Source organism: Chromobacterium alticapitis (genome assembly GCF_002924365.1).
GTDB lineage: Bacteria > Pseudomonadota > Gammaproteobacteria > Burkholderiales > Chromobacteriaceae > Chromobacterium > Chromobacterium alticapitis.
On record NZ_PQWB01000019.1, the window covers coordinates 17,534 to 29,939 of the forward strand.

The 12,406-nt window shown below is 64.1% G+C and carries 6 protein-coding genes; 3 read left to right on the forward strand and 3 right to left on the reverse strand.

The window, feature by feature from the left end; all coding sequences use genetic code 11:
* The 3 genes from C2I19_RS05900 to C2I19_RS05910 are packed head-to-tail and all read right to left on the reverse strand — an operon-like array spanning position 1 to position 7,442.
* Positions 1-3,105 carry a multidrug efflux RND transporter permease subunit gene (locus C2I19_RS05900; protein ID WP_103901791.1) on the reverse strand — a complete coding sequence of 1,035 codons (3,105 nt, stop codon included), beginning with the start codon at positions 3,103-3,105 and terminating at the stop codon, positions 1-3.
* Positions 3,102-6,200: an MdtB/MuxB family multidrug efflux RND transporter permease subunit gene (locus tag C2I19_RS05905; RefSeq protein ID WP_103901792.1), complete on the reverse strand. Its 3,099-nt coding sequence runs from the start codon at positions 6,198-6,200 to the stop codon at positions 3,102-3,104. Before C2I19_RS05905 ends, C2I19_RS05900 begins: the two co-directional genes overlap by 4 nt.
* Positions 6,201-6,215: 15 nt before the next feature.
* On the reverse strand, positions 6,216-7,442 hold the full coding sequence (locus tag C2I19_RS05910) for an MdtA/MuxA family multidrug efflux RND transporter periplasmic adaptor subunit (protein WP_103901830.1): 1,227 nt from the start codon (positions 7,440-7,442) through the stop codon (positions 6,216-6,218).
* Positions 7,443-7,831: 389 nt separating this feature from the next.
* Here C2I19_RS05910 and C2I19_RS05915 point away from each other — a divergent pair, with 389 nt between their 5' ends.
* The 3 genes from C2I19_RS05915 to C2I19_RS05925 all read left to right on the forward strand — a co-directional run bounded on the left by C2I19_RS05915 (position 7,832) and on the right by C2I19_RS05925 (position 12,339).
* Complete coding sequence (locus C2I19_RS05915) at positions 7,832-9,754, forward strand: potassium transporter Kup (protein WP_103901793.1); 1,923 nt, start codon at positions 7,832-7,834, stop codon at positions 9,752-9,754.
* A gap of 252 nt (positions 9,755-10,006) precedes the next feature.
* Positions 10,007-11,533: an amino acid permease gene (locus C2I19_RS05920; RefSeq protein WP_103901794.1), complete on the forward strand. Its 1,527-nt coding sequence runs from the start codon at positions 10,007-10,009 to the stop codon at positions 11,531-11,533.
* 104 nt (positions 11,534-11,637) lie between these two features.
* Positions 11,638-12,339, forward strand: coding sequence for a MarC family protein (locus C2I19_RS05925; protein ID WP_103901795.1), 702 nt, complete (start codon positions 11,638-11,640; stop codon positions 12,337-12,339).
* Positions 12,340-12,406: the final 67 nt, after the last annotated feature.

The following is a 12,406-nucleotide window of genomic DNA, read 5'->3' on the forward strand; positions in this document are numbered from 1 at the left end:
TCAATCCTCTTGTCCGCCGGCCAGCGCGCGGCGGTTGCCGCGGCGCCATTGCAGGCACCACAGGCGGAAGCGGTCCAGGTACAGGTAAACGATGGGCGTGGTGTACAGCGTCAGCAGTTGGCTGAGCAGCAGGCCGCCGACGATGGAGATGCCCAGCGGCGTGCGCATCTCCGCGCCGTCGCCGCGGCCCAGAGCCAGCGGCAGCGCGCCGAACAGCGCCGCCATCGTGGTCATCATGATGGGACGGAAGCGCAGCAGGCAGGCTTGCAGGATGGCCTCCCGCGGCGGCAGGCCCTGCTCGCGTTCCGCGGTGAGCGCGAAGTCAATCATCATGATGGCGTTTTTCTTGACGATGCCGATCAAGAGCAGAATGCCGATCAGCGCGATGATGTTGAATTCGCCGCCGGTGGCCATCAACGCCAACAGCGCGCCCACGCCGGCGGAGGGCAGGGTGGACAGGATGGTGATGGGATGCACCACGCTCTCGTACAGCATGCCCAGCACGATGTAGACGGCGACCAGCGCGGCCAGGATCAGCATGGGCTGGCTGTCCAGCGAGGACTGGAAGGATTTGGCCGTGCCCTGGAAACTGGCGTGGATGGAGCTGGGCAGGCCGATGTCGGCGATGACGCCGCCTATCGCCTGAGTGGCGTCGGACAGCGATTTGCCCGGCGGCAGGTTGAAGGAAACCGTGGTGGCGGCGAACTGGCTCTGGTGATTGACCGACAGCGCGGCATTGGTCGGTTTCCAGTTGGCGAAGGCCGACAGCGGCGTGGGCTGGCCGCCTGGCGTCTGCAGATAGATATTGCGCAAGGCTTCCGGCCCCTGCCAATACTGCGGCGCCACCTCCAGCACGACGTGGTACTGGTTCAGCGGGTTATAGATGGTGGACACCTGGCGCTGGCCGAAGGCGTCGTTCAGCACCGAGTCCACCTGAGCCTGGGTCAGCCCCAATCGAGACATGGCCGCGCGGTCGAAGGTCAGCGTGGTTTGCAGGCCTTTCACTTCCTGGTCGTTGTTGAGGTCTGCCAGGAAGGGGATCTTGCTCATCGCCTGCTGCACCTTGGGCGTCCACTCGCGCAGCGCGTTCAAGTCGTCGCCCTGCAGCGTGTACTGGTATTGCGCATTGCTGGAGCGTCCGCCGATGCGGATATCCTGCACCGATTGCAGGAACAGCTGGGCGCCGGGTTCCTTGGCCAGCTTCTTGCGCAGGCGGGCGATCACCTGGTCGGCATTCTCCTTGCGCTCGGACAGCGGCTTCAGGCTGACGAACATATTGGCGCCGTTGCGCTGGCCGCCGCCGGTGAAGCCCACCACCTTGTCCACTGCCGGATCGGCGCCCACCACCTCGATGAAGCGCTGCAGCTTGCCTTGCATGGCCTGGAAGGAAATGCTCTGGTCGGCCCGTATCATGCCGGTTAGCCGGCCGGTGTCCTGTTGCGGGAAAAAGCCCTTGGCGATCACGGTGTACAGGAAGACGTTGAGCGCGATGGTGACGCCGAGTATCAGCATCATGAAGCGGCTGTGGGCCAGCGCCCAGGATAGCGAGCGCCGATAGCCGTTCAGCATGGCGTCGAAGGCGCGCTCGCTCCATTGGAACAGTCTTCCCGGTTCGCGGCGCGCCTCATGCGCTTTCAGCCAGCGCGAGCACAGCATGGGCGTGGTGGTCAGCGAGACCAGCAAGGACACCAGGATGGCCACGGACAGGGTGACGGCGAACTCGCGGAACAGCCGGCCGATGATGCCGCCCATCAGCAGGATGGGAATGAATACCGCGATCAGCGAGATGCTCATCGACAGCACGGTGAAACCTACCTCGCGCGCGCCCTGCAGCGCGGCTTGGAACGGTTTCATGCCGTTTTCGATATGGCGCGAGATGTTTTCCAGCACCACGATGGTGTCGTCGACGACGAAGCCGGTGGCGATGGTCAGCGCCATCAGGCTGAGGTTGTTCAGCGAGAAACCGGCCAGGTACATCACGGCGAAGGTGCCCACCAGCGACACCGGCACGGTGATGGCCGGGATGGCGGTGGCGCGGCCGCTGCGCAGGAACAGGAACACCACCAGGATCACCAGGCCGACGGAGATGGCCAGCGAGGTTTCCACCTCGGCCAGCGAGGCGCGGATGGTAGGGGTGCGGTCCATCACTTGGTTGATCTTGATCGAGGCGGGAATGGAGGCTTGCAGCGTGGGCAGCAGCGCCTTGACGCGGTCCACCGTGTCTATGATGTTGGCGCCGGGCTGGCGGAACAGGATCAGCATGACCGCCGGCTGCTTGCCCAGCATGCCGGCGTTGCGCAGGTCCACCACCGAGTCCTTGACCTCGGCCACGTCCTCTATGCGCACCGCCGCGCCGTTCTTGTAGCTGATGATCAAGGGCAGGTAGTCGCTGGCCTTGCCGGCTTGGTCGTTGGCCTGCACCTGCCAGTGCTTGTCGTCGTTCTCCAGGAAGCCCTTGGGGCGGTTGGCGTTGGTGGCGGAGATGGCCGAGCGCACCGTTTCCATGCCGATGCCGTAATGATTCAGCTGCATGGGGTTCATTTCCACCCGCACCGCAGGCTGGGCGCCGCCGCCTATGATCACATTGCCTATGCCTTCCACCTGAGACAGCTTCTGCGCCAGGATGGAGTCCGCGGCATCGTACATCTGGCCGCGGCTGAGGCTGTCCGAGGTCAGCGCCATGATCATGATGGGCGCGTCGGCTGGGTTGACCTTGCGATAGGTGGGGTTGGATGGCATGCCGGAAGGCAGCAGGGTGCGGGCGGCGTTGATGGCCGCCTGCACGTCGCGCGCGGCGCCGTTGATGTCGCGGTCCAGATCGAACTGCAGCGTGATGTTGCTGGAGCCCAGCGAGCTGGACGAGGTCATCTCGGTGATGCCGGCGATGCGGCCCAGCGCGCGCTCCAGCGGCGTGGCCACGGTGGCGGCCATGGTTTCCGGGCTGGCGCCGGGCAGCTTGGCCGATACCGAGATGGTGGGGAAGTCCACCTGCGGCAGCGGCGACACCGGCAGCAATTTGAAGGCGATGGCGCCGGCCAGCAGGATGGCCAGCGTCAACAGCGTGGTGGCCACCGGCCGGCGGATGAATGGTTCCGACGGAATCATGCTTCGCCCTCGGCCAGTTCCGGCTTGGCCTTGCGGCCGAAGCGGCGCGCCAGGCTGTCAAAAGCCAGATAGATCACCGGGGTGGTGAACAGCGTCAGCACCTGGCTGACCATCAGGCCGCCCACCATGGTGATGCCCAGCGGCTGGCGCAGCTCGGCGCCCATGCCGCTGCCCATCATCAAGGGCAGCGCGCCCAAGAGCGCCGACATGGTGGTCATCAGGATGGGGCGGAAGCGCAGCAGGCAGGCTTGATAGATGGCCTCGCGCGGACTCATGCCCTGTTCGCGCTCGGCTTCGAGCGCGAAGTCTATCATCATGATGGCGTTCTTCTTGACGATGCCTATCAGCAGGATGATGCCGATGATGGCGATCACCGACAGGTCCGAGCCCGTCACCATCAGCGCCAGCAGCGCGCCTATGCCGGCGGAGGGCAGGGTGGACAAGATGGTGATGGGATGGATGTAGCTCTCGTACAGCACGCCCAGCACGATGTACATGGTCACGATGGCGGCCAGGATTAGCCACAGCGTATTGCTCAGCGAAGCCTGGAAGGCCATGGCCGCGCCCTGGAACTTGGTGTCCATGCTGGCCGGCAGGCCCATTTCGCTCTCCGCCTGGCGGATGGCGTCCACGGCTTCGCCCAGCGAGGCGCCGGGTTGCAGATTGAAGGAAATGGTGGCGGTGGGGAATTGGCCCAGGTGGTTGATGGCCAGCGAGGCCGGGCGCTCTTCTATGGTGGCCACGGCATCCAGCGGAACCGGCGTGCCGCTGGCGGTGGGCACATAGATGCCCTTCAGCGACAGCGGGTCGCGCTGGTGCGCCTTGTCCACCTCCAGCACCACCCGGTACTGGCTGGTCTGGGTGAAGATGGTGGAGATCAGCCGCTGGCCGAAGGCGTCGTACAGCGCGTTGTCCACGGCGGCGGTGGTGACGCCCAGGCGCGAGGCCACGTCGCGGTTGATGTTGACGTAGGCTTGCAGCCCCTTGTCCTGCAGGTCGCTGGCCACGTCGGCCAGGGCCGGCTCCCGATGCAGGCGCCGCACCAGTTTGGGTACCCAGGCGGACAGGTCTTCCTGGCTGGTGGCTTGCAGCGTGAACTGGTACTGGGTGCGGCTGACGCGCGCGTCTATGCTCAGATCCTGCACCGGCTGCAGATACAGCGACATGCCGGGCAACTGGTCGGCCCGTTGCTGCAGCCTGGCCAGCACGGCGCGGATGTTGTCGCGCTGCTCCTTGGGCTTCAGGTTGATCAGCAGGCGGCCGCTGTTCAGCGTGGCGTTGGTGCCATCCACGCCGATGAAGGACGATAGGCTATCCACTGCTGGGTCTTGCAGCAGCGCCGCGGCCAGCGCTTCCTGGCGCTTGGCCATCGCGCTGAACGAGATGGATTGCGAGGCCTCGCTGATGCCCTGGATGGCGCCGGTGTCCTGCTGCGGGAAGAAACCCTTGGGCACCCAGAGGTAGAGCGCGGCGGTCAGCGCCAGCGTGCCGACGGCCACCAGCAGCGTGGTTTTGCGGCGGTCCAGCACCCAGTTCAGCGCCACGCCGTAGCGAGCGATGATGTTGTCGAAGAACTGGCCGCTGGCGTGGTAGAAGCGGCCTTGCTTCTCATCCGGCACATGCTTGAGCAGCCGCGCGCACATCATGGGCGTCAGCGTCAGCGAGATGAAGGCGGAAATCAGGATGGATACCGCCAGGGTGACGGCGAACTCGCGGAACAGCCGGCCCACCACGTCGCCCATGAACAAGAGCGGAATCAGCACGGCGATCAGCGAGATGGTCAGCGAGATGATGGTGAAGCCTATCTGCTTCGACCCCTTCAGCGCGGCGGCCATCGGTTTTTCGCCTTCCTCTATGTAGCGGGAGATGTTCTCGATCATCACGATGGCGTCGTCGACCACGAAGCCGGTGGCGATGGTCAGCGCCATCAGCGTCAGGTTGTTGATGGAGAAGCCGGATAGATACATCACGCCGAAGGTCCCCACCAGCGACAGCGGCACCGCCACAGCCGGAATGATGGTGGCCGGCACATTGCGCAGGAAGACGAAGATCACCATCACCACCAGGGCGATGGCCAGCATCAGCTCGAACTCCACGTCCTCCACCGAGGCGCGTATGGTCACGGTTCTGTCGCTCAGCACCTTGACGTCCACCGAGCCGGGCAGGGTGTCCTGCAATTGCGGCAGCAAGGCCTTGATGCGGTCTGTCACCTGGATCACGTTGGCGCCGGGCTGGCGCTGCACGTTCAGGATGATGGCTGGCGTGTCGCCGGCCCAGGCGGCCAGGCGCGTATTTTCCGCGCCGTCCACCACCTTGGCCACGTCCTGCACATAAACCGGCGCGCCGTTGCGGTAGGCGATGATGACCTTGCGGTACTCGTCGGCCGATTGCAGCTGGTCGTTGCCGTCTATGGTGGAGGCCTGGTGCGGGCCGTCGAAACTGCCCTTGGCCTGGTTGACGTTGGCGGCGGCGATGGCGGTGCGGATGTCTTCCTGGGTCAGGCCGCGCGCGGCCAAGGCCTTGGGATTGCTCTGGATGCGCACGGCCGGACGCTGGCCGCCGCTGATGCTGACTAGGCCCACGCCGGGCACTTGCGACAGTTTCTGCGCCAGCCGCGTGTCGGCCAGGTCTTGCAGCTTGGTCAGCGGCAGGGTGGGGGAGCTGACGGAGACGGTCAGCACTGGGGTGTCCGCCGGGTTGACTTTGTTGTAGATCGGCGGGCTGGGCAGGTCGGGCGGCAGCAGATTGCTGGACGCATTGATCGCCGCCTGCACCTCTTGCTCCGCCACGTCCAGCGTCAGGTCCAGGCTGAACTGCAGCGTGATGACGGAGGCGCCGCCGGAGCTGGACGAGGACATTTGGGACAGGCCGGGCATCTGGCCGAACTGGCGCTCCAGCGGCGCGGTGACCGAGGAGGTCATCACGTCCGGGCTGGCGCCGGGATACAGCGTCACCACCTGTATGGTGGGGTAGTCCACCTCAGGCAGCGCCGAAACCGGCAGCATGCGCCAGGCGACCAGGCCGGTCAGCAGGATGGCCACCATCAGCAAGGTGGTGGCCACCGGCCGCAGAATGAACTGACGGGACGGGTTCATGCCTGATTCCCCCGCTTAGTTTGCCGCGGAGGCGTGATGCTTGCCGCCGCGCTTCTTGTTGCCCTTGCCGGCGCTGGCCGCTTCCTTGGCTTGCGCCGCGCGGTCTATCACCTTGACCTGGGCGCCGTCGCGCAGCTTGTCCACGCCGTCCACCACCACGCGCTGGCCGGACTTCAAGCCGTCCTCGATGATGGTGTCGTCGCCGGAGGCCGGGCCGGTTTTGACCTTGGCGATGCTGACGGTGGCGTCGTCGCCTACGGTGTAGACGTAATTCCCCATCTTGCCGAGCTGCACCGCCACGGTGGGCACCACCACGGCGTTCTGGCGTTCGCCCAGCTGCAAATTGACGTTGACGAACTGGTTGGGGAAGAGCTGCAGTTTCTCGTTGGCGAAGCTGGCTTTGATATTGATGGTGCCGGTGCTGGTGTTCAGTTGATTGTCCAGCGCCAGCAGCTTGCCGTCCGCCAGCTTGCGGTGGTTGTCGCGGTCCCAGGCCTCCACATGCAGCGCCGGATTGTCGCTCGCGGCCTGCAGCACGGCGCTCAGGCTCGCTTCGGGCACGGAAAACAGCACGGAGATGGGTTGGGTCTGAGTGAGGGTGACCAAGCCGTTGGCGTCGGCGGCGTGCACGATATTGCCCGGATCCACCTGGCGCAGGCCGACGCGGCCGGAAATCGGCGCGACGATGCGGGTGTAATCGACATTGACGCGAGCGGCGGCGACGGCGCCCTGGTCAATCTTGACCGTGCCTTCGTATTGTTGCACCAGCGCCTGTTGCGTGTCCACCTGCTGTTTGGAAATGGAATTCTGTTCGTTCAACTGCTTGTAGCGCGCCAGATCTATGCGGGCGTTTTCCAGCAGCGCTTGGTCGCGCTGCAGCTGGCCTTCGGCCTGGGTCAAGGTCGCCAGATAGCTGCGGGCGTCCAACTCGGCCAGCAGCTGCCCCTGCTTGACTTGCTGGCCTTCCGTGAAGTGCACCTTGATCAACTGTCCGTCCACCCGGCTGCGCACGGTTACCGCATTGGCCGAGGTGACGGTGCCCAGCGCATTCAACTGCAGCGGCGCATCCATCGTTTTCACGGTTGCCACGCCGACGGCCAGCGGCATGCCGCCCTTGCCCTTGGCGGCTTCTTGTTGGGTGCTTTGTTGGTGCTGATGCCACCACCAACCGCCGCCCAGGACGGCGATCAGGGCGAGAACGAGCGGCAGACGGTTGGATTTGACAGGCGCGGGGGTTGACATGCGGGTGCTCCGGAAGGCGTTATGCTTGTTATTGCTTGTGCATAGCATGACAGTTTTTCATGCGTTTCGCTGCGGGTTTGCATCGTTGCTGGCATTATCTGCCAAGCATTCATGCAAAGCATGCATGATCTGTATGACTGTGGTTTGAGTGAATGGGGGCGTTGTGTTGTAAATTGTTAAATTAAAGCGATTGTTTGCTTTTTAAATTGAATGGCATGGGGCGGATTGGCTGCGCGTGCGGGCTGCTCGGGGCTGACGTGGGATTTTTACCGAACTTTTGCTTTTGTCCCGGAATGTTTACACGGATTTTATGCCTGCCCCCCTAGCATGTCCTGTCGAGCCGCCTAAGTGCGCGGCGGCCGTTGAATATCGCGCGAGGAATAACAACGATGCAAGCAGGTATCCGCAATGGGGCCATCGCGGCCTCGGATCGAAAACGGCAGGCGCCGCAGACAGCCATGCTGGCGTTGGCGGCGTTGGGCGTAGTGTACGGCGATTTGGGCACCAGCCCGCTTTACGCCTTGCAGGAAGCGTTCAACGGCGATCATGGGGTGAGGCCGACGCCGGACAATGTGGTGGGCGTGGTGTCGCTATTCCTGTGGTCGCTGATTCTGATGGTCAGCGTCAAGTATGTGCTGGTGCTGATGCGGGCAGACAACAAGGGCGAGGGCGGCATTCTGGCATTGCTGGCCCAGATCACCGGCGAAAAAGCGGAAAAGGGCGGCCGTTCCACCGTGCTGTGGGTGCTGCTGGGCTTGGCCGGCGCGGCCATGCTGTATGGCGACGGGGTCATTACGCCGGCGGTGTCCGTGCTCAGCGCGATGGAGGGCCTGCAGGTCGCCACGCCGGCCTTGTCGGCCTATGTGGTGCCCGGCACGGTGGCGATTCTGCTGCTGTTGTTCATGGTGCAGCCCTTAGGCTCCGGACGTGTGGGCGTGGTGTTCGGCCCGGTGCTGGCCGCCTGGTTCGTCGCCATCGCCGCGCTGGGCGCCGCCCAGCTATGGCAGAATCCATCCATCTTGCAGGCGGTCAATCCACTGCACGGCCTGAGTTATTTTCAGCGCAACGGCTTCGCCGGCTTCGTGTCCTTGGGCGCGGTGGTGCTGTGCCTGACCGGCGCGGAGGCGCTGTACGCCGATATGGGGCACTTCGGCGCGCGGCCCATTCGGCTGGCCTGGTATGGGCTGGCGCTGCCTTCGCTGCTGCTGAGCTATCTGGGGCAGGGCGCGTTATTGCTGGACCATCCGCATTTGTCCGACCGTCCTTTCTATTCCATGGTGCCGGAGTGGGGCCTGTACCCCATGGTGGCGCTGGCCACGCTGGCCACCATCGTCGCTTCGCAGGCCTTGATCACGGCCGTGTTTTCGCTGACCCATCAATCGGTGCAGCTGGGTTTTTTCCCGCGCGTGCAGGTGCTGCACACCTCGGGCAGCCATAAGGGACAAATCTACCTGCCCTTGCTGAACTGGCTGCTGATGCTGGCTACGGTGGCGGTGGTGCTGGCGTTCCGCCAGTCGGACAAGCTTGCCGCGGCCTTTGGCCTGGCGGTGTCCACCACCATGGCCATCACCACCATTCTGTTCGCTGCGCTGGCGCGGCGGCGCTGGCATTGGCCGTGGTGGGCGGTGGGCTTGGTCGCGGGCGGGCTGTTCGCCATCGACCTGGCCTTCTGGTTGGCGAATGTGCTGAAGTTCCTGGACGGCGGCTGGCTGCCGCTGACGCTGGGCTTGCTGATGTTTGCGCTGATGGGGTGCTGGTTCGGCGGGCGTCGCCTGCAGTCGAAGGAGGCGGAGGACAGGCAGTTGCCCATAGACGTGCTGTTGTCCAGCCTGCAGATGAATCCGGTGGCGCGCATTCCCGGCGTAGGGGTGTTTTTGTCGGAGAGCGCGGATGGCGCGCCGCTGGTGCTGCTGCACCACCTGAAACACAACCAGGTGCTGCACGAAACCGTGCTGCTGTTGACGCTGCAGATGCAGGATACGCCGCGCGTGCAGGGCGAGCGGGTGGCGGTGCAGTGGCTCGGCGCGGGCGTTGGGCGCATCGTTGCGTGTTACGGCTATATGGAGGAGCCGGATGTGCCCGGGGTGATGGCGCATGCGGCGGAGCTACTGAACCTGGGAGAGCTGGAGCCGCTGGCCACTTCATATTACCTGGGCAGGCAGACCTTGGTGGCCGCGCCGCGCAGCGGCCGGCTCAAGCGGTGGCTGATCGGCGTGTTCTCGCTGCTGAGGCAGAACGAGCGCAGCGCGACGCTGTATTTTCGCCTGCCTCCCAATCGCGTGGTGGAGCTGGGCGCGCGGATAGAGCTGTAATGCAACACTTTGTCTTTTGATGCGAAAAAGCCGGGCAATGCCCGGCTTTTGCTTGTCTGTGGCGGGGTGAGGGCGTGCTGTGGTTTCTGTATCGAACATGACATTTTCGTTTTTTGCGAAAAATGCCGGATTCAGGCTAGTCAATGCGAACGATCGGTGTCATTCTTTGCCGCTTTCAAGACTGGCCCCGCGCAAGACCGGGGGCTGCCCGGCGTGAGCCGCGCGGCGAGAAATACGCAGAGAGAGTTGGATATGGACAAGAAACAAGACGTCCCGGAGCTGCAGCGCTCCTTGCAGGCGCGCCACCTGTCGATGATCGCCATCGGCGGCTCCATCGGCACCGGCCTGTTCCTGGCCTCCGGCGCCACCATTTCCGGCGCGGGCGCCGGCGGCGCGCTGCTGGCCTACGCGCTGGTGGGGCTGATGGTCTACTTCCTGATGACCAGCCTGGGCGAAATGGCGGCCTTCATGCCGGTTTCCGGCTCGTTCCAGGTATATGGTTCGCGCTTCGTCGATCCGGCCTTCGGCTTCGCCCAGGGCTGGAACTACTGGTACAACTGGGCCATCACCGTCGCGGTGGAGCTGGCCGCGGCCGCCATCATCATGAACTACTGGCTCCCCGGCGTGCCAGGCGTGGTATGGAGCGGCGGCTTCCTGGTGATCATTTTCGCGCTGAATTATTTCTCGGTGAAGGGCTTCGGCGAGGCCGAATTCTGGTGTTCCATGCTCAAGGTGGCCACCATCATAGCCTTCATCGTCATCGGCTTTATGATGATTCTGGGCATCATGACCGAACCGAATCCCAGCCGCATCGCGCCGGGCCTCAATGTGATGATGCAGGGCCAGGGTCCCTTCGTCGGCGGGCTGGCGGCCTTCGTCGGCGTGGCCATGGTGGTGGGCTTCTCCTTCCAGGGCACCGAGCTGATAGGCGTGGCGGCCGGCGAGTCCGCCAATCCGGGCCGCACCATTCCGCGCGCCGTGCGTCAGATTTTCTGGCGCATCCTGATGTTCTACATGCTGTCCATTCTGATCATCGGCCTGATCCTGCCGCACAATGATCCGTCGCTGCTGAAGAACGATATGAAGGACGTGGGCGCCAGCCCGTTCACCCTGGTGTTCAACCGCGCGGGTCTGGCTTTCGCCGCCAGCATGATGAACGCGGTGATCCTGTCCGCCATCCTCTCCGCCGGCAACTCCGGCATGTACGCGTCCACCCGCATGCTGTACGCGATGTCCAAGAACGGCATGGCGCCCAAGATGTTCGGCAAGCTGACCGCTGGCGGCGTGCCGCGCAACGCGCTGTACGCGACGACCGTGGTGGCCTGCCTGTGCTTCCTGACTTCGCTGTTCAAGAGCGACGCCGTGTACATGTGGCTGCTGAACTCGTCCGGCATGACCGGCTTCATCGCCTGGCTGGGCGTGGCCATCAGCCACTACCGCTTCCGCCGCGCCTATGTGAAGCAGGGCTACAGCCTGGAGGATCTGCCGTACAAGGCCAAGTGGTTCCCGCTGGGCCCGCTGTTCGCCTTCGCATTGTGCCTGCTGATCATGCTGGGCCAGAACTACACCGCGTTCACCGCGGCCAAAGTGGACTGGAACGGCGTGATCGCCACCTATCTGGGCATTCCGCTGTTCCTGGCGCTGTGGTGGGGTTACCGCGCCAAGCACAAGACCCGGATGGTGCCGCTGGACAAGATCGAACTGGCCGACGCGCATCGCAAGGCGCTGGATCTGAAGAAAGAGGACGAGGCCGGCAAGCTGGCGGCCGCTCAGGCCTGAGGAAGGCAAGCGAAGATTTGATGAAGCCCGCTGGCATGCGGGCTTTTTTTATGGTTTGATTCACTATCCTGATAACATTTTAAACCTTCTCGCCGGGGTGCCGTATGCAGTTGCTGTCCCTCTTCATGACCAAGTTCCTTTTTGTGATGGCGGCGCTATTGCCCATCATGAACCCGCCCGGCCTGGTGCCCATCTTCATTTCGATGACGGCGCGGAATACGCCGCAGCAACGCCGCTTCCTGGCGCGCCGCATCGCCCTGTACTGCGCCCTGCTGCTGGTGGGCAGCATGTATGTGGGCGGCTATGTGCTGTCCTTCTTCGGCGTGTCGCTGCCTGTGGTGCAGCTGTCCGGCGGGCTGCTGATCACTTTCGCCGCCTGGCGCATGCTGAACGACACGCCAGCCGAATCCAGTCAACCGTCCAGCGAGCCGGCCCACTTGGACAACAAGGCTGAGCTGACGCAGCGCGCTTTCTATCCGCTGACTTTCCCGCTGACAGTGGGGCCGGGGTCGATTTCCGTCGCCATCACCATAGGCGCCACGCTGACTGGCAGCGGCAAGGGCATCATCCGCTATGCCATCGCGCCGCTGGCGGGGTCGGCCGCGGTACTGGTCAGCAGCGTCCTGGTCTACCTGTGCTACGCCCATGCGGACAAGCTGCTGCGCTACCTGGGGCCGACCGGCTCCATCGTTTTCCTGCGCTTGTCGGCTTTCATTCTGTTGTGCCTGGGCGTGCAGATCATGTGGGACGGCTTTGGCGAACTGGCCAGCCAATGGCTGCATGAAAACGCGGCTCTGCTGCGCTAAGTAGAAATGCCGAGCGCTTGCCGGGCGCTCGGCGTTTATTGATTTGCGGCAAAACCCGGCCATGGCG